Here is a 26,314-nt window from a genome sequence, read left to right as displayed (position 1 = left end):
TGTTACTGTGCCCAGGTTGGCGTTTCGTGCTCCTTGCTGCGCATCATCTCCAGGAACTCATCCACACGCTGCTCGCTATCGATGTTCTCGTAAAATACTTCACGCACCTGCAGCATCGGGCCTGTTCCGCACGAGGCAAGGCACTCCACCGGCTTCAGCGTAAACATGCCGTCGGCCGATGTTTCGCCTTCCTCAATGTTCAGCTTTTGCTTCAGGGTTTCGATGAGCTGGTCGGCACCGCGCAGGCAGCAAGGGCCTGTGCGGCATACTTCCAGCACGTGCTTGCCCACCGGCTTCAGGTTGAACATGGTATAGAAAGTAGCTACCTCGTATACTTCAATTGGCTGAATGTCCAGGATCTGTGCAACCTTGTCCATTACCTCCGGGCTTACCCAACCGCCAAACTCAGCCTGCGCGATATGCAGGATAGGTAGTAGCGCAGATTTCTGTCGACCCTCTGGGTAGTGGCTGATGTAGCGCTGTATCTCGGCCATCGCCGCGTCAGAAAACGTTACTTCGTTTAGTGTCTCTGCCATTTTTATTTGTCACTAATCCTTAAGTATGGATTAATGTTGAATGGTATATGATAAATGTTTAAGCGTCCAGCTCGCCAGCAATCACGTTCAGGCTACTCAGGGTCAGGATCGCGTCAGCCAGCTGGCCGCCTTTGATCATCTCGGTGTAGGCCTGGTAATAGATAAAGCAAGGGCGGCGGAAATGCAGGCGGTAAGGCGTTCTGCCACCGTCGCTGATGAGGTAGAAGCCCAATTCGCCGTTGCCGCCTTCCACGCTGTGGTATACTTCACCAACCGGTGCGTCAATCTCGCCCATCACAATTTTAAAGTGATAGATCAGCGCTTCCATGCTGGTGTATACTTCCTTCTTCGGAGGCAGGTAGTAATGCGGAGCATCGGCGTGGTAAGATCCCTCTGGCAGGTTTTTATAAGCCTGCTCAATGATCTTTAAACTCTGCCATACTTCCTCGTTGCGCACCAGGAAGCGATCATACGTATCGCCGTTAGAGCCTACCGGAATTTCGAATTCGAAGTCTTCGTAAGACGAGTACGGGTTCATCACACGCACATCATAATCAACACCAGCAGCACGCAGGTTCGGGCCTGTAAAGCCGTAATTAAGCGCTCGCTCTGCTGAAATAGGACCCACACCAGTGGTGCGGTCGATAAAGATGCGGTTGCGGGTGAACATTTTCTCAAACTCTGCCCATACTTTCGGAAAGCGCTTCAGGAACTCGTCGATCAGGTGCAGGGCTTTCGGCGACAAGTCGCGCTCCATACCCCCGATGCGGCCCATGTTCGTCGTCAGACGGGCACCGCATACTTCCTCGTAAATATCATAGATGTGCTCACGCTCCTGCATCACGTACAGGAAGCCCGTAAAGGCACCGGAATCCACGCCCAGGATTGAGTTACAGATCAGGTGGTCGGAGATACGGGCCAGTTCCATCATGATCACACGGATGTACTGCGCACGCTTCGGTACGGTAATGCCGAGCAATTTCTCTACCGTCATGTGGTATCCCATGTTATTAATGGGAGACGAGCAGTAGTTCATGCGGTCGGTGAGCGGCGTGATCTGGTAGAACGGACGTCGCTCTGCTATTTTCTCGAAGGCACGGTGAATGTAGCCGATCGTAGGCACAGCGTCCATAATCTTCTCCCCATCCATCTGCAGGATGTTCTGGAAAATGCCATGCGTTGCCGGGTGTGTCGGGCCCAGGTTCAGCGTGGTAAGTTGCGGCTCGTCGCGCAGGGCAAGTCCGTTGTCTTTGCGGAACTGCTCCAGCTCGGTAAGCTCGGCGGTTTTATGTTCAGTAGCCATTTTTAGTTTCTTAGGTTGTTTGCCGCGCAATTGGTAAGTGCCGGCAGCCAAACTGGCTTAACGTCCGAAAAAGGTATCTATCTTGTCTTCCCGCGTCTGGTCTTCCAGTGGGTACTGCTTCAGCATCGGGTGGTACTCCATCTCCTCAATGTTCAGGATGCGCGTCAGGTTTGGGTGGCCCGTAAACTGCACGCCGTAGAAGTCGAAAGTCTCCCGCTCCATCCAGTTCGCGGCGGAGTACAGGTTCGTCAGCGTGGGCATAACGGCATCGGTCGCAGGCATAAACACCTTGATGCGGATGCGGTAGTTATGGCGCAGGCTGTGCAACTGGTACATCACGCACAGTTCTTTATCTTTGAAATCAGGATAGTGGATACCGCACATCGTAGTCAGGAAACTGATGTCCAGCTCCTTGTCTTCGCGCAGGTACTGGATCAGCTCGATGATCGATGCACGGTTCGTGGTGATCGTCATGATGCCATCCGGGCTAAAAGCGTCCCAGATGTTCTCTTCCCCAAACTTACTGATGATTTTGCCGAGTACGTTTTCGTTCGTAAGCTCCATTTGCTTATTTAATGTTGTAAGAGGCCAGCAATGCCTGGTACTCCGGAGAGTTACGGCGGCGCAGCGATTCGTTTTCTGCCAGGTCCTGCACGCGCATCAAGCCGTCCAGAATCTGCTCTGGGCGAGGCGGGCAACCTGGTACGTACACGTCCACCGGCACCACGCGGTCAATACCCTGCAGCACAGAGTACGTATCAAAAATACCACCGGAAGATGCACAGGCTCCCACCGCGATCACCCAGCGTGGCTCGGCCATCTGCTCGTATACCTGCTTTACCACAGGGCCCATTTTCTTGGCAATCGTACCCATCACCATCAGAATGTCTGCCTGGCGTGGGGAGAAGCTTGGGCGCTCCGAACCGAAGCGGGAAATATCGTAATTGGAGCCCATGGTGGCCATGTACTCGATACCACAGCAAGAGGTGGCGAAAGGCAAAGGCCAAAGCGAGTGCTTGCGGGCCAAACCGATTACCTTCTCGAATGATGTGGCAAAGAAACCTGCACCGGAAATACCGTCTGGCGCGTCTACTAGCTTAATATCGTTATTTGAATCGCTCATTTCAAGGATAGTTTGTTTTTACATGCAGGCAGTGCGTCGCCCGTAAATGCAACACAAATGCGCTTGTAAAAGTTTAATGCCTTATTCCCAATCCAGGATGCCTTTTTTGATCACGTAGAAGAAACCTGCCATGAGCAGGGAGATGAACACCAGCATCTGCAGAAATCCCTCCAGGCCAAAGGTTTTGAAGTTAACCGCCCATGGGTACATAAAGATAATTTCCACGTCGAACAGCACGAATAGGATGGCCGTCATGAAATACTTGTAGGAGATAGGCGTACGCGCATCGCCCACAGACTCAATACCACTTTCCCAGGCGGCACCCTTTACTTCGCTCTCTCTTTTAGGGCCGAGCAGGTGGGTAAGCGTAAGCGCAAAAATCACAAAGCCCAACGCCGCGGCAAACTGTATCAGGATGGGCAAGTAGTCGGATGGTATGTACTGATTTACAGTTGGTTCCATAACTATATAGTGCTCTCTTAAATTAGACAGCAAAATTAGGTATAAATCAGCAACAATCAAAAGTATAAAGTGCTTGTAAAATGTGCGGCCAGGCAGGCACAAACACAAGAGAATGATATTTTGCTGTCCATGTTGTTTCTGACCTGTGTTCATACATTGTTACAAGCAAAAAGGCCACGCCCCTTGCGGAACGTGGCCTCTGTTACAGGAATGCTTTTACAAGTTTTCCTTACTTGTCTTCGCCCAGGAACGGGTAGCGGTAATCTACCGGCGGCACGAAGGTTTCCTTGATCGAGCGCGGCGATACCCAACGGAGCAGGTTCAGCATAGAGCCGGCCTTGTCGTTTGTACCGGAGGCACGCGAACCACCGAATGGCTGCTGCCCAACCACGGCGCCTGTTGGCTTGTCGTTGATGTAGAAGTTACCGGCTGCGTTGCTTAGCTTGTTCATGGCATACTCAATCACGTAACGGTCCTGGCTCAGGATGGCTCCGGTCAGGGCGTAAGGAGAGGTGCTGTTTACCAGTTCCACCGTATCCTCGAAGTTGTTCTCGTCATACACATACAGCGAAATAACCGGCCCGAAGATCTCCTCGCACATGGTGATGTACGTCGGGTTGTGCGATAGCAGCACGGTTGGCTCAATGAAGTAGCCTTTCGACTTGTCGTAGTTGCCGCCCGCGATGATTTCCACCTCATTGCTGTTCTTGGCGTCCTCAATGTACTTGGCGATCTTGTCAAACGACTTCTCGTCGATCACCGCATTGATGAAGTTGGAGAAATCCTCAGGAGCGCCCATTTTGAACGTCTTCAGGTCCTCAATCACATAGCCTTTCACCTCTTCCCACAGGTTGCTCGGGATGTAGGCGCGTGAGGCAGCAGAACATTTCTGGCCCTGGTACTCAAACGCGCCACGCGTAATAGCCGTGGCCAGCGCCTTTGCATCAGCCGACTTGTGTGCAAGTATAAAGTCCTTGCCGCCTGTTTCGCCCACTATGCGCGGGTATGTTTTATACTTGTGGATGTTGGTGCCGATGGTTTTCCAGATGTTCTGGAAGACGCCTGTGCTGCCTGTAAAGTGAATACCTGCAAAGTCAGGGTGTTTGAAGATCACTTCACCCGCCTCCGGGCCATCCACATACACCAGGTTGATCACGCCATCAGGCAGGCCAGCCTCGCGGAACAGCTCCATGATCATGTGCGCAGCATACACCTGAGTGTTGGCTGGCTTCCACACCACCACGTTACCCATCATAGCGGCAGAAGCAGGCAGGTTACCGGCAATGGCTGTGAAATTGAACGGCGTCAGCGCAAAAACAAAACCTTCCAGCGGGCGGTGCTCCATGCGGTTCCAAACGCCCGGAGAAGATTCCGGCTGCATCTGGTAAATTTCTGTCATGTACTGCACGTTAAAGCGCAGGAAGTCGATCAGCTCGCAGGCAGAGTCAATCTCGGCCTGGTAGGCGTTCTTTGACTGGCCCAGCATGGTGGCGGCGTTCAGTCTGGCTCTCCAGGGGCCAGCCAGCAGTTCGGCAGCTTTCAGGAAAATGCTGGCGCGGTGCTCCCAGCGCATGTTTGCCCAGGCCTCGTGCGCAGCCAAAGCCGCGTTTATCGCTTGTTCCACGTGCGACGCGTCGCCATAGCTGAAATGGCCCAGCAGGTGCTGGTGGTCGTGTGGCTGCAGCATCGGCTGCTTGTTATCAGTGTATACTTTGTCGCCGCCAATGTACATGGGTACATCCAGTTGCTGCGACTTCAGCGCTTTATAGGTACGCTGCAATTCCTCGCGCTCCGGTGAGCCCGGGGCGTAAGATTTTACAGGCTCGTTAACAGGTGTTGGTACTTTGAAAAATCCGGTTGCCATTTTTTTATAGTTACAGATTCAGAATGATTTTCTAACTCAGTTACCTCTTAGGAGGGCTCCTTAACAAAGGTAAGGCTTATATTTTGATTTTGCCGCATCAGGGGACTGGCCTCTCATAACGCTGGTTTATACTTGTTGCCGGGTAAAGAACAGGCACTACAGCAGCTGCTTCAGCTCACTAAGGCAACTGATTTCGTGCGTGGGCCGAGGGTGCTTCCGGGCCTTTATCTTTTCCGGGTTAAAGTATACCTGGTCGATGCCGGCGGCACGGGCACCCTCCACATCGCACTCGTAGTTGTCGCCGATCATCAGGCAGTTTTCCGGCTTTATCTCCAGCTTATCCAGCAGGTGCTCAAACATGCGGCGGTCAGGCTTTTTGTAGCCGCAGCACTCCGAGGTAATCACCTCCTTAAAATAGTCGTGTAGCTTAGATGAGCTCATTTTGATGTGCTGCACCTCCTTAAAGCCGTTGGTTACGATGTGCAGGCCATACTTGGGCTGCAGGTACTCCAGCACCTCGTAGGTATGCGGAAACACGGCTGTCTTGGTGGGGCACATGGAAGTGTAGGCCTCCGATATGCCCTGCGGCAGCTCATGCTCTGCCAGCCCCAGGCCTATAAGCGTTTTGGTGAAGCGGTCTTCGCGCAGCTCTTTCTGGGTGATCTTTCCTTTATTATAAAGGTCCCAGAGGCGGGTGTTGATAAATTTATACTTGTTGTAAAAGGAGTTGCAGTCGAACCTGCCGTGCTTGCCAAGCCCGAACTGCTCGTATAAAGTATAAAGCGTCTCTTCGGAGTTCTTCTCAAAGTCCCAAAGGGTGTGGTCTAGGTCGAAGAGGATGTGGGTATATGTTTTCATTTGCCTTGATTTCAGGATTAGATAAGGATACAACGCGCGAGCGGCGGCGTTGTTTTAAAGGAGTGGCAACTGCGGACAAGCAGGCGAATACTAAAAGCGCTGTATTTGAGTTAAGTATAAAGTGCCGTTACGGGGCCGGCCAGCGGCGGGTTTGCTGTTTGTTCGCCGCCAGCTCCCGGTTGGAGTAGAGGATGTTGTATACTTCCCTGTCTTTTTGCAGCACAGTATCGCGCTCCATGTAGTTGAGTATCTGCGTCACAAAGTCAGCTGCCTCGTCTTTTATGGCATAGTACACCCACTGGTCGGTTTTGCGGTTGATGACCAGCCCGGCGTTGCGCAGGTAGGAGAGGTGGCGCGATGTTTTTGTTTGCGTAAAGTCGAGCACCTGCTCCAGGTCAGAGGTGCACATCTCTTTGTTGTGCAGGATCAGGTGGAGGATGCGAAGCCGGGATTCGTCGGCCAGTGCCTTTAGCACCTGTTGCCCAAAGGTCAGGCTAAAGTGTTTAAGTCTCATGGGTTAATAGTGGGCGGTCTGAACAAAATTAGGCAAAAGCTGCTATTATAAAAGATAAATAAGTATAATTGTACCTTATGACGTTTGCTGCCAAACCGTATTTTACGCCTTCCCCCAATACACTGAAATGGCTGTTTCTGCCGCTGCTGGCCCTGCTGCTTTTGCTGCTGCCAGACCAGGCGCAGGCGCAAAGCAAGCAGCGGGTGGTGCAACTGTCCGGCTTTGTGGCCACCGGCGATAGCCTGTACGGCGTAACCGGGGCAGGTGTGTATGTACCCAAAACAAATCGCGGCACCTACACCAACCAGTTTGGTTATTTCTCCATGCCGGTGCTGGCCGGCGACAGCGTGCTTTTCAGCGCCCTGGGTTTTAAAACACAGTACCTCATCATCCCCAGGAACTTCGAGAACCAGAGCTACTCGGTGATTATGCAGATGGAGGAAGACCCAACCGAACTCCCGACGGTGGATGTGTTCCCGTGGCCGACGGAGCGCGACTTTAAGGAGGCCGTGGCCAACGTGCGGCTGCCGGACAAGGGCAACGCCATCATCACCAAAAACCTGGACCCGCGGGTGCTCGACGAGATGGCCCGGATAACGCCTATGTCTGATGCGCAGAACTTCCGGTTCTGGCAACAACAGCAGATGCAGCAACAGCAGCAGCGCTACATGTATCCCTCCCAGATTAACATGATGGCCATTCCGGGATTGCTCAGGTCGCTGCTGAACGGCGATTTTAAGCAGAAAAGCGGAAACTAAATTCCCCAAGTAAACTAGTATAGGTATTGCCTGCTGCTGGTACAGCAACAGGTAAAGGGCTATTTGTGGCCGTGATTTAACGCGCCGGGGCTATATTGGTAACTAACAACCGTGCAATGCGTTATTTTCCAGTGTAGCCACACGCGTACGCTGCCACGCAGGTACGCCGACGGAGTGCAGTGCCGCTTCCGCAGGCTATCTCAATTCCCAAAACAGCTCATAAACTATGCTTGAACCAGATCAACTCTCCTTAAATATACCTGATACCACCAAGCCGCGCGTCATTATCATCGGAGGCGGTTTCGGGGGAATAAACCTGGCCAAAAAGCTTTCGGGTAAAGATTTCCAGGTAATTATGTTTGATAAACAGAACTACCACGGTTTTTGGCCCCTGCTTTACCAGGTGGCTACTGCCGGTCTGGAGCCTGATTCCATTGCAGAGCCGCTCCGCAAGATGTTCGGCTCCGACGATTACGAGGACTTCCACTTCCGGTTGGTAAAGGTAACCAACATCAACCCCGAAGGCAGGATCGTGTCTACCATCATCGGCGATATTTCCTACGATTACCTCGTGATTGCCACAGGCACCAAACCCAACTACTTCGGCAACGACCAGATCAAGAAGTTCTCGTTCCCGCTGAAGCAGGTGCCGGAGGCGCTGAATTTGCGCAGCCAGATGCTGCAGTGCTTTGAGCAGGCCAGCATGTCGAAAAACCCAGAGACGCGCCGTAGCCTGATGAACTTTGTAATTGTGGGCGGTGGTCCGACGGGAGTGGAACTGGCGGGTGCCCTGGCAGAGATGAAGCGCCACGTGCTGCCCACCGACTACCCCGGGCTTGACTTTAACCAGATGAACATTATTCTGGTGGAGGGCATGGACCGCGTGCTGCCACCCATGTCGGCGGAAGCAAGCGAGAAAACGCACAAATACCTGAAGGAGTTAGGTGTGGAGATGCGCCTGAACACGTTGGTGGAATCCTATGACGGGGAGACGGCCACCTTTAAAAGCGGAGAGCAGATCCGGACCAATACGCTTATCTGGGCTGCCGGAGTGGCAGGCGCCTTGATTCCGGGCCTGCCAGAAACATCGGTGGAGCGTGGCCGCATCCTGGTAAACGACTACAGCCAGGTGCTGGGCTATGATAATGTATTTGCCATCGGCGACATTGCTTTCATGAAAACACCGGATTTTCCGAAAGGGCACCCGGGCGTGGCGCAGCCAGCCATTCAGCAAGGCAAGCTACTGTCTAAAAACCTGAAGCGCATCCTGCGGAAAGAGCCACTGGAGCCATTCAAGTACAAAGACAAGGGCTCGCTGGCCATCATCGGCCGTAACCGCGCCGTGGCTGATCTGCCCGGAAACCTGCACTTCGGCGGGTTCTTCGCCTGGGCCATCTGGCTGTTCGTGCATGTGATGGCGCTGGTGGGCTTCCGCAACAAGCTGGTGGTGCTAAGCAACTGGGTCTATAAATTCTTCACCTATGAGAACGGCACCCGCCTCATTATCCGTCCATTTGTTCGGAAAGGCGACAGGGCCAAGCGCAAGTTCATCAACAAGTATGGCGAGGAGTAACTTAAACTTTAGTAGTTAGATTTTAGATGCTAGGCATTTTGTTGAAACAGTGGTGACTGCTTGTTAAGTGCTATGGCCAAAGTTCCCTCGCCCCTTGGGGAGAGGGCTAGCGTGAGGGGTATTTTGCTCTTAGAAAAGGCAGTCCTATAGGCTAACACTCCACCTCACCCTAGCCCTCTCCTGCCAGGTGAGGGGATCTCTGCAAAGGCCTCGTCGCGTGCGCAGCTCCTGCGAGTGTCTGCAGGAACGGTAGCCTTAAATAAAAACAAAAGCGCCCTCCGGATACAGTTCCGGAGGGCGCTTTTGTTTTAGTAAGTATAAAACTATTACTGACCGTTGCCAGCAGGAGTAGTGCGGTTACTGGTGGCACGTTCTTTCTGCATCGGGTTCTGGCCATTGTTCTTCTGCTGGAAGATCTCAAAGCGAGAAGGCGCGGCACGGCGTGGGAACTGGTTGTCCGACAGGTCCGTGTCAGCAGTTTCCTGGTACGGGTCCAATTCGAAGCTTACTACCGGCTTCTTAGTGATGAATACCTTTGTAATCTCGTCGTTATTGTAGCGCCAAATTTCGGCAGGGATGTTCACTACTTCCTCTGTGCCGTCCTCAAAGTTCATGCGCACGATCAGCGGCATTACTAACCCACCTTCGTTAGCAAAGCTCACCTCGTAAAAGTTCATCCCGGAATTAAGGGTCTCCTTCTGCTCCGGCGAGAGCTTGCTCATGAACTGGCGGTATGCCTGCTCGTCGGCTGCAGTAGTTGCCAGCGGGTCGTAGCTGTTGTAGAAATCCTTCAGCTCTGGCCTGTCGTCTACGCGCGTCTTCTTAATATCTTTCAGGTTGCGCTGCTGCGACAAGGTCTGTGGTGCCTGGTTTTGCTGCTCACGCAGCTGTGCGTTCACAAAAGCCGGGTCCTGCGAGTCAATCGTATACCATTTCACGTCTGTCAAGGCAATGTCGGTGTGGTCGGTGGTGTAGAACCAGCCTCTCCAGAACCAATCCAGGTCCACGCCAGAGGCATCTTCCATGGTGCGGAAGAAGTCGGCTGGCATCGGGTGCTTGAAAGCCCAGCGCTTGGCGTACTCCTTAAAGGCGTAGTCGAACAGCTCGCGGCCCATTACTGTTTCACGTAGAACATTCAGGGCAGTGGCTGGTTTGCCATAGGCGTTCGGCCCGAACTGCAGCACTGATTCTGAGTTGGTCATAATCGGCACCTGCGTGTTTTTGGCGCTCTTCATGTACTCCACAATATCCCGTGGCTCTCCGCGGCGCGACGGATAGCTGCGCTCCCACTCCTGCTCCGACAGGTACTGCATAAAGGTGTTCAGGCCCTCATCCATCCACGTCCACTGGCGCTCATCCGAGTTCACAATCATCGGGAAGAAGTTGTGGCCCACTTCGTGAATGATCACAGAGATCAAGCCATACTTGGTACGGTCTGAGTAGGTGCCATCCGGCTCAGGACGGTAGCCGTTAAAGGAGATCATCGGGTACTCCATGCCGCCTACCGGGCCGTGTACCGAGATAGCCACCGGGTAAGGGTAATCTATGGTGCGCTTAGAGTAGGTTTCCAGCGTATGGGCTACGGCCTCAGTAGAGTACTGGCCCCACAGCGGGTTACCCTCTTTCGGGTAGTAAGACATAGCCAGCACGTTTTTGCCGCCCACTTTCACGTTCATCGCATCCCAGATGAATTTACGGGAGCTGGCCCAGGCAAAGTCGCGCACGTTATCGGCAGCGAACACCCATGTTTTCTTATTTTTGGCTTTGTTCTTCTCAGCCTGCGTTGCCTCTTCCTGAGTCACGATTACCACCGGCTTATCGCTCTTGGCGGCCTGTGCCCAGCGCTTCTGGTGCGTGGAAGAAAGTACCTGGCTAGCATTCTGCAGCTCGCCGGTACCGGCCACTACGTGGTCGGCAGGAACGGTGATGCTCACTTTGTAGTCGCCGAAAGGCAGGGCAAACTCACCGCTGCCCAGAAACTGCTTGTGCTGCCAGCCATTTACGTCGTCGTAAACAGCCATGCGCGGGAACCACTGGGCCATCTCGTACAGGTAGTTGTCATCACCCGGGAAATACTCGTAGCCTGAGCGGCCACCCAGTGTTTTCTGGTTGTTGATGTTGTGCTTCCAGTCGATGTTGAAGGCAAAGTTCTGGTTTGGCTTCAGGGGCGAAGGCAAATCGACACGCATCATGGTGTTGTTGATGGTGTACTTCAGCGGCTTGCCGTTGCGGTCGGTTACTTTGCTGATCTTGAAGCCACCATCAAACTCTTCGCGCGTCATGTACTCCACGGCGCGAAGCGGCACCTTTTCGTTCAGCTCAGCTGTACGGGTCAGGTTACTCATGGAGTTTGGCTCAAAGATGTTCTGGTCCAGCTGCACCCACAGGTACGTCAGCACATCGGGAGAGTTGTTGGTGTAGTTGATGGTTTCGGAGCCTGTGATCGACTGGTTCGTATCGTCCAGTTCTACTTTAATGTTATAGTCGGCGCGCTGCTGCCAGTACTGGTGTCCGGGTGCGCCCGAAGCTGAGCGATAGGTATTTGGTGTGGGCAATTCCTGGCCCAGTTGGCCGAATTTGGTATCCTGTGCCAGCGCCGCCAGGGGGCCTGCCACTAAGCTTACCATCGCCAACCCTGCAATTAGGTTTCTCATTATGTTGTGGTTAAGGTAGATCGGTTAAGATTTGAAGTATAGATTTATAAAGATAGTGTGCAATCGCTAAAAAATATTTGTTTCCATCATCAAAATCAGGGAAACACCTGCCGCGGCACTCGAAAGAACCATAATCCAGTCGCGCTTTTTGGCATGGAACAGGTTCATAGCCACGAAGCTAGCAACAAGAATGATGCCTACAATCAGCAGCTGCCCCAGCTCAATGCCGATGTTGAAGGCCAGCAACTGCTGCCAGATATTGCCGTTACGGCCCAGCATCTGGCGCAGAAAGTTTGAGAAACCCATGCCATGGATCAGTCCGAAGAAAAGAGCCATCAGGTTGTGCAGCGAAAGGATAGTGGCTTGTTTGGCGGCAGCGCCTTTCAGCTTGAAAAAGTTGGTGATGCAGGTAAGCAGTATGGTTACGGGAATCAGGAACTCAATCAGAGCGGAATCGAACTGGATGATCTTGAACGTGGCCAGTGCCAGCGTAATGCTGTGCCCAATGGTGAAGCAGGTGACCAGTGCAATCACTTTTTGCCAGTCGTTTAATGTATAGATGGCACTCAGCGCCAGCAGAAACAGCATGTGGTCATAGGCTTTGAAATCAAAAATATGATGGAAGCCTAATTCGATGTACGTGGAGAAAACAGATGGCACAGCGTAACGTGAAGTATGATAGTATGAGCTAAGTTGCAAATTAAGCAGGAACAGGCGCATTTGCAAAGCAGCAGGATGGAGGGTGCTCAGTTTAGCGGATGTTGCAACATTTATTAGACGAACATGGTCTGTAGGTCGACGAAGTGAAGAGTAGTGAATCAGCAGGAGTAACCCCTCCCCAGCCCTCCCCTAAAAACAGGGTTGGGAGTGCTGCTGCTGTACTGTATCAAACCACCCCCAACCCCTCCTTGTCCAAGGAGGGGCAGTTTGTAACTGCCGATCCTCAGGTATAAGCGCTGTGGTTTAGGATATTCTGGTGAACCCACCCCTTAACCCCTCCGAGGAGGGGAATTATCAGCAGTACTGAAACATCCCCCTACCCCCTTCAAAGGGGGACTTGGCCGAAGCTCCGTTAGCAGTGGCCATTTAAACTGATTCCAGTCCTTGGGTGGGGGTAGGGGCCCTCGAAAAGAGCGCCTTTGGAGTTTTTCGGTCCCGCGAGAGCGGGATTGCAACGCGAAGTGAGCAAAGAAAAGGTCCCAGCGCGATACCCTTATCGAGGGCCCCTACCCCCAAGACGGGGCCCTGCTTATATAGGGCCCCTACCCCAGCCGTGAGCGCTCCAAAGCAGGAAGTGGAACAGTAGGTATTTGGGAGCTGTAGGGTGAACAGGAGCAAGGAAAGATAGCCTGTTCGGAGATGCGGCTAACAGAAACTATGCAAGTATAGCAGGAGCAATCGACGGCACAAGCGGACGCTTGCGCCAGGTAGTGTAGCAAGTATAGCCGCTATGCAAGATGGCTGCAACAAGTATAGCCGCCGCCTAACAAGTATGGCTTTTCAAACCAGTCGAGTTGCAAGATCAATATCAAAGCAAGACACAAGTCTAAAGACTTGCGCCAATATGTGAAGTATGGCTTGGGATAGTTGAACAGCCGCTAAATATAGCCGCAGCAAAACACACCACTCTAAAAGATTAAACACATTTACACCAATCATCAACTCCCCGCCATAGCCGCTGCCCGTGCCTTCTGGAAAAACAGCAGGTGATACTCCAGCGCATTGCCCCAGTAAGGCCAGGTGTGGGCGCCGGGGCGCTCCATGTAATCGTGCGGTACTTTTTCGTAAACCAGGCGGCGGTGCAGTTCGCGGTTAGCCTCTATCAGGAAATCATTCACGCCACAATCGATGATGAGCTTTACCCCGCTGGCTTTTAGCTGTGGCACCAGGTACACTATCGAGCTTGCATTATAGCGCGCTATATTCTCTGCTTTCGGGCCCAGCAGCGGCGCTATGCCTGTGGTAAGTATGTCGCCCTCGATGGCAGAAAGGTCTACGGCGCCGCTCATGCTTCCGGCAGCCAGGTACAACTCCGGGTGGCGGGCAGACAAATATAAAGCACCGTGCCCGCCCATACTTAAGCCAGAGATAAAGCGGCTGTTCTTATCCTGCAGCGTGCGGTATTTTCCCTCCACCTGCTGCACCAGCTCCTTCGTGATGAACGTCTCATACTGGTTGGCTTTATCAAGCGGACTGTCGAGGTACCAGCCGCTGTAGCCGCCGTCGGGCGTTACGATGATCATTTGATACTTATCTGCCAGCTCCGACACGAGGTTTTTGTCAGGTGTTTTGGTTAGCCAGTCTCTGAAGCCGCCGCTGTAGCCGTGCAGCAAGTATAAAACCGGGTAAGGACCATTCTTTTTCTTTTTGTAGGAGTCAGGCACCACTACGCCGGCACGCAGGGTTTTGCCCATGGCTGTACTGGCAATTTCCAGCGTATCTACCTGGGCGGCGCTGGCACCGAAAAAGAAGAGGGATAGGATCAGAAGGAGTAAGCGTCTTTTTATCATAAGTGAAAGTATGTGGCTTACGGGCAACGGGTCTGCTGCGCACGCGTAAGGATTTACTTAGGCTAATATAAGAAGAATAGTTACTTTGGGTTCAGTATTATACTTATTTGCCATCCAATAGAAGCGGCACCCAATCAGCAAGAAAAAAGAATGAGAACAGTTGACAACCATAACCGCCGCAGCTTTGTAAAAATAGCTGCCCTTGCCCTGGCCGGGTTTTCCATGGCGTTTACCGCCTGTAACTCCTCAGGCTCGGAGCAGGCGGAAACTGATGCGGTTGTATCAGAAACTGAAACAGAAAGCGAATCAACGTCTATGGTCTACATCGGTACGTATGCGGTGGCAGATGCCCCGGGCATTTTCCTGTATCGCCTGAACCCGGGCACAGGTGAGTTAACAAAAGTTAACAGCTTTGGCGGCGGCGAGAACCCCTCTTATCTGGCACTGGACTCGGCAGGAAGGCACCTATACGCGGTGAACGAAACTCAGGAGTATGAGGGACAGCCGGGCGGCGCGGTGAGTGCCTTCACGGTGAACCAGCAGAACGGGGAGCTCTCCTTGCTGAACAGAGTGGCTTCTAAGGGCGGCGCGCCCTGCTATGTGGCCGTGGATGAAAATACGGTGCTGGTGGCAAACTACGTTGGGGGCAATGTGGCTTCTTTCCCCGTGAAGGACAACGGGCAACTGGGCGAAGCTGCCTCGGTGCTGCAACACGCAGGCACCGGGCCTAACCAGCAACGGCAGGAGGCGCCGCACGCCCATTACATTGCGCCAGACCCCTCCGGTAAATTTGTGTATTCCGTCGATTTGGGGGCTGACAAGGTTTTCGGTTACCGCCTGGAGGGAAGCACATTAATTCCGAACGAGCCAGCTGTGGCCTATGCATCGGAGGCCGGATCCGGGCCGCGCCACCTTGCCTTTCACCCGAATGGCAAGTACGCGTACCTGCTGCACGAACTCAACTCCACCATGACTGCCCTGGCCTACAACGCGGACTCAGGCGCTTTCACGGAGATACAAACACTGCCTACCTTACCCGAAGATTTCACGGGAAACAACCAGCCTGCCGCGGTAAAGGTGTCGGCAGACGGCAAGTATGTGTACGGCTCCAACCGCGGGCACAACAGCATTGTCGTTTATTCAGTTGATGAAAACACGGGCAAACTGGCCCTGGTGCAACACGTGTCAACGGGCGGCGATTGGCCCCGCGATTTTGCCATCGACCCAAGCGGCAGTGTGCTGCTGGTGGCAAACGAGCGCTCAAACAGCATTACTACCTTTAAAATAGATAAGACTACCGGCAAACTGACCGCCACCGGACAGGAGGTGGAAGTGAGCAAACCGGTTAACCTGGTGTTCCGTCAGGAAAAGTAAAACACAAAAAAGACCAGCTAGTACAGCTGGTCTTTTTTGTTAAGACTGGCTAAAACCAATTGCGTAGCGTGTTCTTTTCCTGGTTGTGAACCCAGTAAATCAGGTAGCTAGCTATAAAAGGAATAAAATAATTAGAAGTAACACGGCTTTCATAAACGAAAAAGGAAGTACCAAGTATAACTGCGGCAACGGCGTAAACGGTGGCCAAGCCGGCTTTGGTTTGGAAGAACGGTGTGCCGGCCATGATTTGCTGCCGCTGTTGAATATGGCTATTGTGAATGATCACCTCTTTTTCAAACGCTTGCAGGAACTCCAGAAAGCCATGCTGGTTTATGTCTGCCGTATCATGAGCCAGGGTGATGGTCCTGCCTTTGTGCAGTTCTAACTTTAACTGGCTCACGATCTCTTCCTCCCCACTAATGATGGTATAGGTTTTTATTTCGCCCCACTGTATTGTGCTGTTCGGTCGGCGCTGCATCGGAAACTGCTTCAGCCAGGCGCGGCTTAGGCCAGCATCGGTTAAGCTAAGGCGCACAATGCCGCGGCAAAAGCGTTCTGACAAGTACCAGGCCAGTGCCAACAAACTAATTAGCGTTAAGGCAAAAGGCACTAGCTGCCCATCCGGAAACAAGAAAAAAGGAATGGCAAACCCAGCAGCCATGCAGAAGAGCCAGATGAGCACACGGTGCCAAAAGGAGTGCAGGGTGGTGTTAAAGGATATTTTCATAGGAACAGGAACAAGTCATGGTCCTACAATATAAAGAAATTATAATATATTAAAACTGGTACAGCCAAAAAAGGTGTTTGAACAAGTAACCTAGAGCGGCTGGTGAACATGCAGCGCTACTCTGTTACCCGCTCCATAATGGTTTTGGTCTGGCCGTCTGTGGTGGAGTGCACCATGCGGTTTGCGCCCTCCCACGAAACCAGGGCGGTATCGGTGTGGGCGCCGTACGTTATACTTAGCACCTGGCTGGTGGTGTCGTAGTAGTAGCCACCGCGCAGGCCTCTGCCATCTGCATCCAGGGCCATCATAAACTGCCCCGACTCCTCAAACACCAGCCGCATCTCGTTTTGGGCAATAGACTTCTTAATGCCGCTCCTGGCTTTAGCCTTTTTGTTGTTGCCGATCTGCATGTCCACCAGTTTCCACTGCCCCACAATAGAATAATGGTTTTGCTGGCTGCTGAAGGTAAAGCCGGCAAGTGTAGTAAGTATAAGCAGGGCGAGGAGTGGTACGTACAGCTTCATGGAAAGGGTATGAGGTATATGGAGTTAAAGGACAGCACTGGTGCGCGCAGGTATGTTTTGGGCGCAACGGCTACAGGTTAAACGTACTGTTATTCGCCTTAGTTCTGGCACTTTGCAGCTTTTGCTTCCGTAAGTATAAACCAGGTGCTCCCCTATAGTGGTGGTATGCCACTGCGGGTGCTGGCACTTAAACTCAAGTCAAAATTTATGCCCTATGTTAGAGATATTACCTGAAACACACAATAACCTACTGGCTGTACGGGTAAGCAAGGCCCTCAGCATTGCCGACTTCGACCAGTACCGCAACCTGCTCCGCGACCTGATGGGCAAGTATAAAGAGGCACATCTATACTATGAAATGGTAGATCTTGACCTGGGGGAGGTAAATGCTGTGGCTGCCATAGAAAACGGAATGTTTGATGTGGTGCACGGGTTGGATTATGGCAGGGTGGCCATGGTAGGAGAGAAGAAGTGGCAGGAGTGGGCCGCCAACCTTATCAGCCCCGTTAAAAAGAAAGGCGTACGCTACTTTGATCTATCGGAGAAGAAGGAGGCCATGGCGTGGGTGCAGGAAAAATAAACAAATACCTCACGGTGTCCGAAGGTTTCGCGAGCGGCTGGTGCTGCGGAGCAACAAACTTTCCTTGTCAGGCGCTCCCCGAAGCTGAGTATTCTGGAAAACTCCCTACAGCTCAAATCATTTGCTACTGCCGTTGGTTCACAAAACTTTGTAGCTGATGTCTGGCATTGGTATACAGGGTTTGATCGCCATTGATGATGGTTGTCTTTTTGCCGCTGCTTGCCAGGGCACCAAGTGCCATTCCAGGGCCTATACCGGTTACACCGCCTATAACGGCTTTATCCCCCGCAGAAAGCTGGAATAAGCACCATGAGCCTGGGGGGCAGGTGTCATCGCCGCTGGCGTAGCCCACAATTGCGCCTACTGCCATACCACCCAAAGCGCCGAGCAAGACCCCTCTTGCCACCTTACCTTTTTTTCTGACCTGAATTTTACTGATAGAACTAACAGGCACAACCATAGAGGCATTTGTAGAAACAATGCTGTTTTTCCGGATGTACACCCGTTGCACAATTCGTATGGCAGAGTCCTGCACCTCTATTAGGGCCCCTTTCAATGGTCTCGGATTATCCTTCACGTGTACCCATACCTGGTAATCGATTTTGGCATCGCTGTTCTGAGCGTTTGCGGTGCAAACAGCCAGACAGAGGAATAGGAGAACACAGAGCGCTTTCATAAGTATAGCTGCACGTAAAAAAATCCTTTAAAGCTGGGGAGGGGAGGCAGGTACTACTTTAATATACGATAAGTATAATCTTGTGGAGATTTAACAGGATAGATAAGTAGTTCAGGGTTAAAGAGGTATAGAGGTAAAATTGTACAGGTTCAACAAGACCTTGCGGTGTCCGAAGGTCCCACGAGCGTCTGACGCTACGGAGCAACAGCCTTTCCATCATCCAGACGCTCGCAGGAGCTGCGCACACTGCGAGGTCTTCGCGGGAGATTTCTTAAGTATCAGTAGTATGGAATTACATAACTGATAATGAGCAGAAAAGAAGCAAGTGTGCCTCCAACGGTGTTGTATAGAAGCAACTGAAACTGATTATGTTATAACTAGCCCCTCTATCAAATTTATGAACCTGAAGTTGCATAAGCCACAGCTATTGCAATGATGGCAACAATGACACTAACAGCTGCAATTTTCAATGAGGCTTTGCTTAAACTTAAAGTTTCTTCTTTCTGTGCTTGATCTTTCAAATAATCTCTTCCTTCCTGTGTTAAACGCACTCTAGATAAGGGTTCAGCTTCTCGATTAGGCACAGGATCTCCTAAATTCCATATAATGACATCTGCGAACTCCCTTTCAACAAATTTTTGGAGGTTATAAAATGCATTATCTAATTTCTCCTTCGGTGGTATTTTGCTCTTGAAAGCAGGAGTGACATCTATGAATTCTCCATTGTCATTCTTATACAGATAAGTGAGAATAATTTGGTTTATATGCTTCATTCTTACAGGGCTTTCTATAAATATAAAGGATTTCAAAATAAGTCTAAACAAAAAGCCTCACCAAGGGTGAGGCTTTTGCATCAACTAAACTTTTAACTTTATACTCCTTACTCTCCCGTAGGGATTTCCACATCCACGTTTATGAAGCGGATTTTACCATCTTCCAGCGTGGCTTCCACCACGGAATCCTTGCTGATTCTGCCAGCCAGGATATCCTTCGAAAGCTCGTTCAGGATTTGGCGCTGCAGCACACGCTTCAGCGGACGGGCACCAAACTGCGGGTCAAAACCTTGCTCACCCAGGTAATCCAGCACCTCGTCCGTAGCGATTAGTTGAATGCCTGTTTCCTCCAGGCGCTCCTGAATGTGGCGGAACTGAATTGTCACAATCTTACGGATGTCGCCACGGCTCAGCGGACGGAACATCACCAGTTCGTCGATGCGGTTCAGAAACTCCGGCCTTACCGACTTCTTCAGCAGGTCGAAAACTTCATCCTTCGTGCGCTCAATCACCTCGTCGTGGTTAAACTCATCCATATTCTCGAAATTACTTTGGATGATGTGTGAGCCAATGTTCGAGGTCATGATGATGATAGTATTCTTGAAGTTCACCACACGGCCTTTGCTGTCTGTCAGGCGGCCATCATCCAGTACCTGCAGCAGGATGTTGAACACGTCCGGGTGCGCTTTCTCTATCTCGTCGAGCAGCACCACAGAGTACGGCTTTCGTCGAATAACCTCTGTCAGCTGGCCACCTTCATCATATCCCACGTATCCCGGAGGCGCACCAATCAAGCGGCTCACCGCGTGGCGCTCCTGATACTCACTCATATCAATGCGCACCATGGCGTTGTCGTCGTTGAACAGGTAATCGGCCAGCGCCTTGGCAAGCTCTGTTTTACCCACACCGGTTGTACCCAGGAAGATGAACGAACCGATCGGACGACGTGGGTCCTGCATACCGGCACGGCTTCTTCGTACGGCATCAGAAATCGCCTCAATTGCCTCTTCCTGACCAGCTACGCGTTTGCCCAATTCCTGTTCCAGGTGCAACAGTTTCTCGCGGTCGCTCTGCAACATTTTGCTTACCGGAATACCTGTCCATTTGGCTACCACCTCGGCAATGTCCTCGGCATTCACTTCCTCCTTCAGCATTGGGTTCTCGCCCTGCATTTCGCGCACCTGCTCCTGCAACTGCTTCAGATGTGCCTCGGCTTCCTGAATTTTACCGTAACGCAACTCTGCTACGCGGCCATAGTCACCTGCGCGCTCGGCCTGCTCAGCCTCCAGCTTATACTGCTCAATGTTTTCTTTCTCCTTCTGCAGCCCCTCGATTATCTGCTTTTCGTTCTGCCACTTGGCTTTCAGATCATCGCGCTTGCCACTCAGGTCAGCAATTTCCTTAGAGAGCACCGTCTCCTTGTCCTTGTCGTTTTCACGGCGGATGGCCTCACGCTCAATTTCCAGCTGCATGATGCGGCGCTGAATCTCATCCAGTTCCACGGGTAGCGAATCAATCTCGATACGTAGTTTCGCAGCCGCCTCGTCCATCAGGTCGATGGCCTTGTCTGGCAAAAAGCGATCGGAAATATAGCGGTTGGACAGCTCCACAGAGGCGATGATCGCATCGTCTTTAATGCGCACGCCGTGGTGCAGCTCATACTTGTCTTTGATACCGCGAAGGATGGAAATGGCATCTGGTACGTTTGGCTCGTCTACCATCACGGCCTGGAAACGTCGCTCCAACGCTTTATCTTTCTCGATATACTTCTGATATTCCTTCAGCGTCGTGGCACCGATAGCATGCAACTCACCGCGCGCCAGCGCTGGCTTCAGCAGGTTGGCAGCGTCCATGGCGCTCTCACCGCCTGCACCGGCACCGATCAACGTATGAATCTCGTCGATGAAGAGCACAATCTCCCCTTCGGCGTCAATTACTTCTTTAATCACTGCCTTCAGGCGCTCCTCAAATTCACCTTTATACTTGGCACCTGCCACCAGCAGGCCCATGTCCAGGCTCATCAGCGTCTTCGACTTCAGGTTCTCGGGCACGTCGCCAGAGACAATGCGTTGCGCCAGGCCTTCCACGATGGCGGTTTTACCCACACCAGGCTCACCCAGCAACACCGGGTTGTTTTTGGTACGGCGACTCAGAATCTGGAGCACGCGGCGAATTTCTTCGTCACGGCCAATTACCGGGTCAATTTTACCGGCACGCGCCAATTCGTTCAGGTCCTTCGCGTAACGCTTCAGTGAGTTATACTTGGCCTCAGCGTTCTGGTCGGTTACTTTCGCGCCACCGCGTAATTCTTTAATGGCTTTTTTGAGGTCTTTCTCATTAAAGCCTACATCCTTCATCAGGCCAGCCACTTTATCGCGACCAGCCAGCAGCCCCAGCAGCATGTGCTCAATGGCAACATACTCATCGCCAAACTCCTTCAGGAAAGAGGTGGCTTTCTGCAGCGCCGCATTGGCATCATTTGCCAGGTACGGGCCGCCTCCGGTTACTTTTGGGTAGGCTGCTACAATTTCGTCCAGCTTGCTGTTGAGAATGTTGCCGTTAATGTTCAGCTTCTGCAACAGGAAGTTGGTCACGTTCTCGTCCGTAGCGAGAATCGCTTTTAAAATATGCCCAGTTTCGATAGCCTGCTGCTGGTTGCCGCCTGCTATCTCGGTGGCCTTTTGGATGGCCTCCTGCGCTTTGATGGTATAGTTATTAAAGTTCATGTCTTCGTCTGTTTTCCTTTGGTTTCACTTACAATAGACATACCTTCAATTTACGCTCCAATGGTACTTTTTGATGAGAATTATGTAATTATGTCAGGTTGTTTTTGAGAAAATTCGGGATTTTAGGACAAAATGTCTGAATCAGGATTTTCAGGATATTTAAGAATTTGCAGGATTTCTGTAGGTGTAAAATTTAAGGATGTGTGAGAGTTAATAGTATTTATGAGATTGTTGAATTTAGAGTTTTAAGATTATGGTATTGATTTGTAGCTGTTGTTAAACACCTTTTTGTATTGGAGGCTGAGGGCACCGAAGTTGATGAGCAGGCCAATCGGAAAGTTGTAGGCGACAGTATAGTTTTAGCTTGCGCCAGGTGTATATCCTCAAGATTAACTAGCGCTTTCAACTCTACTACAATGCTGTTCTCGATTATAAAGTCTGCCCGCCTGCTACCGACCTCCATGCCACTATAGAAAATTACCTGCTCTTTCTCCCGCTCAAAATTTAGTCCGGCCTGCTGCAGTTCAATAGCCAGGCAACGCTGGTAAATCACCTCCTGAAAGCCACTTCCCAAAGTGTTATGCACCTTCATTGCACATCCGATTACTTTATAAGTTACTTCATCCAACTCCATCATTTAATTCTAAAAATTTAAATCCTTAAAATAACTCGTGCTGAAAATCCTGTCCATCCTTACACATCCCGAAAATCCTGATTCAGACAAGCTTCTTGAACTCTCCTGCATAATGGTCCGCCAGCCGCGTAGGCTCCGGCAGTTTGTGTTTGATGGCGCAAGCCATGGCTATACTTGTGGCCGATTCCAAATCCAGCAGGTGGCCAGGCGATACGAAAACGGGTTTCACTTTGTCCTTCGTTCGGAGCACGTTGGCGATTACCTCATTTCTATAGACGAGCGGAGAGACGGAGCCTTTGGTGACAGCAGGCTCGGTATACTTGCCCACCAGCACTTTCTTGGCTACGCCCATGGTAGGTTTGTTCAGGTGCAGTCCCAGATGCGTGGCAATACCCAGACGGCGCGGGTGCGAAATGCCGTGGCCATCCACCATGATCAGGTCGGGTTTCTGTTGCAGCTTTTCGTAAGCCTTGAGTAGGTTGGGTGCCTCACGGAAGGCCAGGAATCCGGGAATATACGGCAGTTCTACCGGCCCATGGTGCCATACTTTCTCCACCACCTCCAGGTCTGGATAGCTTAGAAGTATAAAGGCCGAAAGAATGGTATCCTCGCCAATAAAAGACGAGTCGCAGCCGGCAATCAGTTTCAGGTCGAAATCCGGCTTCTGGAGAATGATACGCTGCTGCATTTCATTCTGCTGCTCAGTCAGTTTCTTCAGCACAACCGGATCGGGTGGGGGTGCATCAAAATTTCTGTAATAGGCCATGGTTTTTAATGATGAATGATGAATTAAGAATTATGATGGTGTACGGAGGAAATGCTGTACTTGTACATCAGATTTCGTAGTTCGCCATACTTGCCCATTCACTCAACCACACATTCAAAATTCAATCATTCAGTCATTCAAAATTAAAATCAGGCGCTGCAGGGCACGCGGAGGTCGGCGAACAGGAGGTGCCAGCGGCCGTTGCGGTAGCCGAAGTGAAAACGGTAGGAACTAGCCGTGTGCAGCACAGTTACATCCACCTGTTGCTGTAGTTGCTGTACCTGTGTCGCCTGCTCTTTTGTGAGGCTCGCATACTTCCACATGTCTGTATTCCTGAAGTCTTCAGTGGCAGTTGTGTAAAAGCAGCCGTCCTCCGCAAAGCCGGTGCTGCCCTGATCCATGTTGGCGCAATCAAATGAGGGGAGCGTCTGGCGCTGCTGCAGCTGGCACTGTTGTACCTGCTGGTTTATACTTGTGAAGGGCAGTTGCCGGTAACTGCGCTTCACCGCCTGTATACTTGAAAAATGAGTATAGGCTGGCACTGCGCCTGGCTGCTCTATGAGCCAGACTCCCGCTTTCTCAGCTACAAAGCTATTTAGCGCGGCTGTGTCTCCGGCCTGCAGGGCACTAAAGAACTGGTTGAACGCCTCCTGAAAATTGGCTGTATCGGCTACGGCTGGCGCTTTTGTGCGCAGCGGCTCTTCCTGCACAGCCTCCATTGCATCTGTTTGAGTCAGAGGGGTTGTGTCTTCCTGCTTTCCATCGTTTCCGCAGGAGGCAAGGAGGCAAAGCAGTAGCAGGAAAAGGCAACTGCCGGTGCGGGCAAAATGTGTGGTAGCCATACTTTGCTGTACGGCAGGAGGGGCTACCGGAGTTGTACTTCCGAACTTTGGGCAAGGCAGGTCGTACCCTAAAGAGCAGCCGTTTGGCTGCCCGAACTATACTACCACGCTATGACAAACTATAAAATGAATGAAAGCGTCCGCATAGACATGGAGGATGCTGCGCTTATAGGCGACCTGGCCATTCCGAAAGATGCCCTGGGGCTGGTGATTTTTTCCTACGCCAGCGGCAATGGACGGCTGAACGAGAAGAACCGCTTTGTGGCCGAGCACCTGCAGCGCTCCGGCTTCGCTACCCTGTTGTTTGATTTGCTGACAGAGGAAGAGGGTGAAGATGCTAAAAACGAGCGCGACATCGTTAGATTGACCCAGCGCCTCATCCAGACAACGTATTGGGTGCAGCAGGATCCGCGCACAGAAAACTTCGGCATCGGCTATATGGGGTTCGATACTGGCGCAGCCGCTGCCATTGGTGCCGCTGCGGCGGAGGGCTCTGAAATTGCGCAGGCGGTGGTGAGCTACGGTGGTCGCCCGGATCTGGCGGATGCGGTGCTTCCCGACCTGCAGGTGCCAACGTTGATGATTGTGGGCGGCAAAGACGAATCGGTGCTTGAAATGAACATCCAGGCGCAGAACCAGATACTCACTATAAAAGACGTAGAGATCGTGCCCGATGCCACGCATAAGTTCGAGGAGCCCGGTGCCCTCGAGATGGCGGCACAGCTGGCAACTGACTGGTTTAGGAAATACCTGAAACGAGGCAAGCAGCACCCGCTGCACCAGGACCAGCCCTAATGAGAAAAGGAGTGCTATACGGCGCTCCTTTTCTGTTTGCTTTCAACTCTGTAAACTAAGCCGTACCTGGCTCAAATATACTTACCATGTGTGGTCGAGCATTAAATAACTGCGCCATACTTGGTTGCATCAATTGAGTTGCAACAAGCGGGCTTTAGGACGATACTGTGGCCGCTACTCTACAATAAACTTCGATGTATACACGCTGCCCCCGGTCATAACCCGAACAAAGTAAAGTCCGGCGCCATGCAGTAGGTTAATAGGAATGCGGGTAAGCAAGCTGCTGCCCCGGCTTTGCAGCCCCTGCTGCCGGTGCACCAATCTGCCTTCTGAAGTATAAACATCTACAGCCGTTTCTGCCGTGGGATCATTGTGTTGCAAATGAAGTGTGACGTGTGCCGCGCCATTGCTTTTGGTAGGATAAACTTTCAGCGCCTGCGCTTTTTCTGCCACCTCCACCTGCACCACCTTAGAGTAGCTGCTGGTGCCGTCAGTATCCACCTGCTTTAGCCTGTAGTAGTTAGGGCCGTTCGCTGCCACCGAGTCTGTGTAAGTATACTGCTGTGCGGTAGCGGTAGTGCCTGCCCCCTTTACTTGTGAGCGCGCAGTAAACGTAGTCCCATCCGATGAGTGCTGCACCTCAAAAAAAGCATTGTCTTGCTCTGATGCGGTAGTCCAGGCCAACTGTACAAACCCCTGCGAGGTGCTGCGGGCGGTAAAGGATGAAAGTTCTACAGGCAGAGGCGTAATACTGGGTTCGATCGCTGCAAACCATTTACTGGCCATTTTCAACTCTCCACTGGTGTTCGGGTGCACGCCGTCATGTGTATCCACTCCCATAGTTGGGTTAAAGCCTGTAAACTGATCCACCAGCACAACCGGCGATCGGGTCGTGTTCAAGTCGTTTACCAGTGCCGGGATAAGCGCATTCAGCCGCTCAATGTTTTGGGCTATGGCAGGACCGACTTTCTGGGGATCAGCCGGAATGAGCTGGGCCATAAAAATTTTTATGTTTGCGTTGTCATTCCGAAGTACGCGCACCACTTCCCGCAGCTCGCTAATTGTTTCCTCATAGCAGTTTGGGTTGCCTCCGCACTGCCGGAACATGTCGTTTGTGCCCAGGTGTATCAACGCAATGTCAGGGGTATAGTCTTCCAGCCACGAGGCCAGATTGCCTGTCATGATGTCTCTACCGTTCAGGATTTCGTCAGTGCTCCACCCCCAGTGCCCCTCGTTGCGGTTGGTGTATACTTTCCCGTTATACACAGTGCCTTTCACGGCGGGGTCGCCGCCTTCGTTTGTATCATGGGAGCCTACCAGTTCCACGTCCATGCCTTCGTCTACCAGCATCTTCCAAAGGGGGTACCTGTAGCCGGGGAATTCCGTGTTGCCCTGTGTAATGGAATTGCCTAATGTAAGTACTTTATACTGTGCCGTGCCCGGTGTTATGGAGCACGTAACACTAAAGAACAGCAGGCAGATTAAGGATAACAGGCGGGTGAGCCAAAGTATGTTTTTCATAGGGTGGGGCTTAGTGGTTTGTATTGCCTAAACGTACAGAAGGAAGAGTAGTTGGTGCGGAGCCGTAATCTTTAGCTTCTGTTATAGCGGAGTAGTGGAGGCCTGATGTCTGGCGTGTGGCTTCTCCGGCTAGCGTTTCAGGCCGTAAATACAAGCGCTGGTCAGAAAACAACTACCGCCATACTTTACTCCATTTGCGTTTGAGTTCCTCTTTCGCGTTG

25 protein-coding genes are annotated in these 26,314 nt (G+C 51.8%); 5 read left to right on the top strand and 20 right to left on the bottom strand.

The window, feature by feature from the left end; genetic code table 11:
* Nucleotides 1-2: 2 nt before the first annotated feature.
* The 8 genes from A0W33_RS05395 to A0W33_RS05360 form a co-directional block, all read right to left on the bottom strand.
* The gene (locus A0W33_RS05395) at nucleotides 3-536 is read right to left on the bottom strand and encodes an NADH-quinone oxidoreductase subunit NuoE family protein (protein ID WP_068837213.1); all 534 of its coding nucleotides are present in this window, start codon (nucleotides 534-536) and stop codon (nucleotides 3-5) included.
* Nucleotides 537-594: 58 nt separating this feature from the next.
* On the bottom strand, nucleotides 595-1,839 hold the full coding sequence (nuoD, locus tag A0W33_RS05390) for an NADH dehydrogenase (quinone) subunit D (protein ID WP_068839949.1): 1,245 nt from the start codon (nucleotides 1,837-1,839) through the stop codon (nucleotides 595-597).
* A 57-nt stretch (nucleotides 1,840-1,896) separates the two neighbouring features.
* On the bottom strand, nucleotides 1,897-2,403 hold the full coding sequence (locus A0W33_RS05385; RefSeq protein ID WP_068837212.1) for an NADH-quinone oxidoreductase subunit C: 507 nt from the start codon (nucleotides 2,401-2,403) through the stop codon (nucleotides 1,897-1,899).
* Nucleotides 2,404-2,407: 4 nt separating this feature from the next.
* The gene (locus A0W33_RS05380; RefSeq protein WP_068837211.1) at nucleotides 2,408-2,962 is read right to left on the bottom strand and encodes an NADH-quinone oxidoreductase subunit B; all 555 of its coding nucleotides are present in this window, start codon (nucleotides 2,960-2,962) and stop codon (nucleotides 2,408-2,410) included.
* Between the two features lie 81 nt (nucleotides 2,963-3,043).
* Nucleotides 3,044-3,424, bottom strand: a complete 381-nt coding sequence (locus A0W33_RS05375) for an NADH-quinone oxidoreductase subunit A (protein WP_068837210.1) — start codon at nucleotides 3,422-3,424, stop codon at nucleotides 3,044-3,046.
* A 229-nt stretch (nucleotides 3,425-3,653) separates the two neighbouring features.
* Nucleotides 3,654-5,288, bottom strand: coding sequence for an L-glutamate gamma-semialdehyde dehydrogenase (gene pruA, locus A0W33_RS05370; RefSeq protein WP_068837209.1), 1,635 nt, complete (start codon nucleotides 5,286-5,288; stop codon nucleotides 3,654-3,656).
* A gap of 156 nt (nucleotides 5,289-5,444) precedes the next feature.
* Nucleotides 5,445-6,146 carry a YjjG family noncanonical pyrimidine nucleotidase gene (locus A0W33_RS05365; protein WP_068837208.1) on the bottom strand — a complete coding sequence of 234 codons (702 nt, stop codon included), beginning with the start codon at nucleotides 6,144-6,146 and terminating at the stop codon, nucleotides 5,445-5,447.
* Nucleotides 6,147-6,273: 127 nt separating this feature from the next.
* The gene (locus tag A0W33_RS05360; protein ID WP_068837207.1) at nucleotides 6,274-6,660 is read right to left on the bottom strand and encodes an ArsR/SmtB family transcription factor; all 387 of its coding nucleotides are present in this window, start codon (nucleotides 6,658-6,660) and stop codon (nucleotides 6,274-6,276) included.
* 77 nt (nucleotides 6,661-6,737) lie between these two features.
* Here A0W33_RS05360 and A0W33_RS05355 point away from each other — a divergent pair, with 77 nt between their 5' ends.
* Both A0W33_RS05355 and A0W33_RS05350 read left to right on the top strand, forming a co-directional pair.
* On the top strand, nucleotides 6,738-7,418 hold the full coding sequence (locus tag A0W33_RS05355; protein ID WP_068837206.1) for a carboxypeptidase-like regulatory domain-containing protein: 681 nt from the start codon (nucleotides 6,738-6,740) through the stop codon (nucleotides 7,416-7,418).
* 226 nt (nucleotides 7,419-7,644) lie between these two features.
* On the top strand, nucleotides 7,645-8,991 hold the full coding sequence (locus A0W33_RS05350; RefSeq protein WP_068837205.1) for an NAD(P)/FAD-dependent oxidoreductase: 1,347 nt from the start codon (nucleotides 7,645-7,647) through the stop codon (nucleotides 8,989-8,991).
* 326 nt (nucleotides 8,992-9,317) lie between these two features.
* Here the strand turns inward: A0W33_RS05350 and A0W33_RS05345 are convergent, their stop codons facing one another.
* The 3 genes from A0W33_RS05345 to A0W33_RS05335 all read right to left on the bottom strand — a co-directional run bounded on the left by A0W33_RS05345 (nucleotide 9,318) and on the right by A0W33_RS05335 (nucleotide 14,155).
* Nucleotides 9,318-11,645: a M1 family metallopeptidase gene (locus tag A0W33_RS05345; RefSeq protein WP_068837204.1), complete on the bottom strand. Its 2,328-nt coding sequence runs from the start codon at nucleotides 11,643-11,645 to the stop codon at nucleotides 9,318-9,320.
* 66 nt (nucleotides 11,646-11,711) lie between these two features.
* A complete protein-coding gene (locus A0W33_RS05340; RefSeq protein ID WP_068839948.1) occupies nucleotides 11,712-12,305 on the bottom strand; it encodes a HupE/UreJ family protein in 594 nt (197 codons plus the stop codon).
* A 998-nt stretch (nucleotides 12,306-13,303) separates the two neighbouring features.
* On the bottom strand, nucleotides 13,304-14,155 hold the full coding sequence (locus tag A0W33_RS05335; RefSeq protein WP_068837203.1) for an alpha/beta hydrolase: 852 nt from the start codon (nucleotides 14,153-14,155) through the stop codon (nucleotides 13,304-13,306).
* Nucleotides 14,156-14,305: 150 nt separating this feature from the next.
* Between A0W33_RS05335 and A0W33_RS05330 the strand changes: the two genes are divergently transcribed.
* A complete protein-coding gene (locus A0W33_RS05330) occupies nucleotides 14,306-15,529 on the top strand; it encodes a lactonase family protein (RefSeq protein WP_082815136.1) in 1,224 nt (407 codons plus the stop codon).
* Nucleotides 15,530-15,578: 49 nt separating this feature from the next.
* Here A0W33_RS05330 and A0W33_RS05325 read toward each other — a convergent pair whose 3' ends face one another.
* Nucleotides 15,579-16,256, bottom strand: coding sequence for a hypothetical protein (locus A0W33_RS05325; RefSeq protein ID WP_068837202.1), 678 nt, complete (start codon nucleotides 16,254-16,256; stop codon nucleotides 15,579-15,581).
* A gap of 116 nt (nucleotides 16,257-16,372) precedes the next feature.
* Complete coding sequence (locus A0W33_RS05320; protein ID WP_068837201.1) at nucleotides 16,373-16,780, bottom strand: hypothetical protein; 408 nt, start codon at nucleotides 16,778-16,780, stop codon at nucleotides 16,373-16,375.
* A gap of 214 nt (nucleotides 16,781-16,994) precedes the next feature.
* Here A0W33_RS05320 and A0W33_RS05315 point away from each other — a divergent pair, with 214 nt between their 5' ends.
* The gene (locus A0W33_RS05315; protein WP_068837200.1) at nucleotides 16,995-17,360 is read left to right on the top strand and encodes a SpoIIAA family protein; all 366 of its coding nucleotides are present in this window, start codon (nucleotides 16,995-16,997) and stop codon (nucleotides 17,358-17,360) included.
* Nucleotides 17,361-17,484: 124 nt separating this feature from the next.
* Here the strand turns inward: A0W33_RS05315 and A0W33_RS05310 are convergent, their stop codons facing one another.
* From A0W33_RS05310 to A0W33_RS05285, 6 genes are all read right to left on the bottom strand, one after another.
* Nucleotides 17,485-18,036, bottom strand: coding sequence for a thiamine pyrophosphate-dependent enzyme (locus tag A0W33_RS05310; protein ID WP_068837199.1), 552 nt, complete (start codon nucleotides 18,034-18,036; stop codon nucleotides 17,485-17,487).
* Between the two features lie 395 nt (nucleotides 18,037-18,431).
* On the bottom strand, nucleotides 18,432-18,809 hold the full coding sequence (locus A0W33_RS05305) for a hypothetical protein (protein ID WP_068837198.1): 378 nt from the start codon (nucleotides 18,807-18,809) through the stop codon (nucleotides 18,432-18,434).
* Nucleotides 18,810-18,916: 107 nt separating this feature from the next.
* A complete protein-coding gene (clpB, locus tag A0W33_RS05300; RefSeq protein ID WP_068837197.1) occupies nucleotides 18,917-21,535 on the bottom strand; it encodes an ATP-dependent chaperone ClpB in 2,619 nt (872 codons plus the stop codon).
* A 220-nt stretch (nucleotides 21,536-21,755) separates the two neighbouring features.
* Complete coding sequence (locus A0W33_RS05295) at nucleotides 21,756-22,172, bottom strand: GxxExxY protein (protein WP_308428485.1); 417 nt, start codon at nucleotides 22,170-22,172, stop codon at nucleotides 21,756-21,758.
* A gap of 79 nt (nucleotides 22,173-22,251) precedes the next feature.
* Entirely contained in the window at nucleotides 22,252-22,935 is a 684-nt protein-coding gene (gene nfi, locus A0W33_RS05290; protein WP_068837196.1) for a deoxyribonuclease V, read from the bottom strand.
* Between the two features lie 149 nt (nucleotides 22,936-23,084).
* Complete coding sequence (locus tag A0W33_RS05285) at nucleotides 23,085-23,777, bottom strand: hypothetical protein (RefSeq protein WP_068837195.1); 693 nt, start codon at nucleotides 23,775-23,777, stop codon at nucleotides 23,085-23,087.
* 111 nt (nucleotides 23,778-23,888) lie between these two features.
* Between A0W33_RS05285 and A0W33_RS05280 the strand changes: the two genes are divergently transcribed.
* Nucleotides 23,889-24,572 (top strand): dienelactone hydrolase family protein, encoded by a 684-nt coding sequence (locus tag A0W33_RS05280; RefSeq protein ID WP_068837194.1) that lies wholly within the window; start codon nucleotides 23,889-23,891, stop codon nucleotides 24,570-24,572.
* A gap of 174 nt (nucleotides 24,573-24,746) precedes the next feature.
* On the opposite strand, the gene A0W33_RS05275 is transcribed toward A0W33_RS05280, so the two are convergent.
* A complete protein-coding gene (locus A0W33_RS05275) occupies nucleotides 24,747-26,093 on the bottom strand; it encodes a GDSL-type esterase/lipase family protein (protein ID WP_068837193.1) in 1,347 nt (448 codons plus the stop codon).
* Between the last annotated feature and the right edge of the window lie 221 nt (nucleotides 26,094-26,314).

Origin of the sequence: Pontibacter akesuensis (assembly GCF_001611675.1) — a bacterium.
Taxonomy (GTDB): Bacteria; Bacteroidota; Bacteroidia; order Cytophagales; family Hymenobacteraceae; genus Pontibacter; species Pontibacter akesuensis.
The sequence above is the reverse complement of the archived record's forward strand: the minus strand, read 5'-3'. Positions and strand labels throughout refer to the sequence as shown.

Coding starts and splice junctions, on each gene's coding strand:
- A0W33_RS05395 (WP_068837213.1), bottom strand. CDS start 536: ATGGCAGAGACACTAAACGAAGTAACGTTTTCTGACGCGGCGATGGCC.
- nuoD (WP_068839949.1), bottom strand. CDS start 1,839: ATGGCTACTGAACATAAAACCGCCGAGCTTACCGAGCTGGAGCAGTTC.
- A0W33_RS05385 (WP_068837212.1), bottom strand. CDS start 2,403: ATGGAGCTTACGAACGAAAACGTACTCGGCAAAATCATCAGTAAGTTT.
- A0W33_RS05380 (WP_068837211.1), bottom strand. CDS start 2,962: ATGAGCGATTCAAATAACGATATTAAGCTAGTAGACGCGCCAGACGGT.
- A0W33_RS05375 (WP_068837210.1), bottom strand. CDS start 3,424: ATGGAACCAACTGTAAATCAGTACATACCATCCGACTACTTGCCCATC.
- pruA (WP_068837209.1), bottom strand. CDS start 5,288: ATGGCAACCGGATTTTTCAAAGTACCAACACCTGTTAACGAGCCTGTA.
- A0W33_RS05365 (WP_068837208.1), bottom strand. CDS start 6,146: ATGAAAACATATACCCACATCCTCTTCGACCTAGACCACACCCTTTGG.
- A0W33_RS05360 (WP_068837207.1), bottom strand. CDS start 6,660: ATGAGACTTAAACACTTTAGCCTGACCTTTGGGCAACAGGTGCTAAAG.
- A0W33_RS05355 (WP_068837206.1), top strand. CDS start 6,738: ATGACGTTTGCTGCCAAACCGTATTTTACGCCTTCCCCCAATACACTG.
- A0W33_RS05350 (WP_068837205.1), top strand. CDS start 7,645: ATGCTTGAACCAGATCAACTCTCCTTAAATATACCTGATACCACCAAG.
- A0W33_RS05345 (WP_068837204.1), bottom strand. CDS start 11,645: ATGAGAAACCTAATTGCAGGGTTGGCGATGGTAAGCTTAGTGGCAGGC.
- A0W33_RS05335 (WP_068837203.1), bottom strand. CDS start 14,155: ATGATAAAAAGACGCTTACTCCTTCTGATCCTATCCCTCTTCTTTTTC.
- A0W33_RS05330 (WP_082815136.1), top strand. CDS start 14,306: ATGAGAACAGTTGACAACCATAACCGCCGCAGCTTTGTAAAAATAGCT.
- A0W33_RS05325 (WP_068837202.1), bottom strand. CDS start 16,256: ATGAAAATATCCTTTAACACCACCCTGCACTCCTTTTGGCACCGTGTG.
- A0W33_RS05320 (WP_068837201.1), bottom strand. CDS start 16,780: ATGAAGCTGTACGTACCACTCCTCGCCCTGCTTATACTTACTACACTT.
- A0W33_RS05315 (WP_068837200.1), top strand. CDS start 16,995: ATGTTAGAGATATTACCTGAAACACACAATAACCTACTGGCTGTACGG.
- A0W33_RS05310 (WP_068837199.1), bottom strand. CDS start 18,036: ATGAAAGCGCTCTGTGTTCTCCTATTCCTCTGTCTGGCTGTTTGCACC.
- A0W33_RS05305 (WP_068837198.1), bottom strand. CDS start 18,809: ATGAAGCATATAAACCAAATTATTCTCACTTATCTGTATAAGAATGAC.
- clpB (WP_068837197.1), bottom strand. CDS start 21,535: ATGAACTTTAATAACTATACCATCAAAGCGCAGGAGGCCATCCAAAAG.
- A0W33_RS05295 (WP_308428485.1), bottom strand. CDS start 22,172: ATGATGGAGTTGGATGAAGTAACTTATAAAGTAATCGGATGTGCAATG.
- nfi (WP_068837196.1), bottom strand. CDS start 22,935: ATGGCCTATTACAGAAATTTTGATGCACCCCCACCCGATCCGGTTGTG.
- A0W33_RS05285 (WP_068837195.1), bottom strand. CDS start 23,777: ATGGCTACCACACATTTTGCCCGCACCGGCAGTTGCCTTTTCCTGCTA.
- A0W33_RS05280 (WP_068837194.1), top strand. CDS start 23,889: ATGACAAACTATAAAATGAATGAAAGCGTCCGCATAGACATGGAGGAT.
- A0W33_RS05275 (WP_068837193.1), bottom strand. CDS start 26,093: ATGAAAAACATACTTTGGCTCACCCGCCTGTTATCCTTAATCTGCCTG.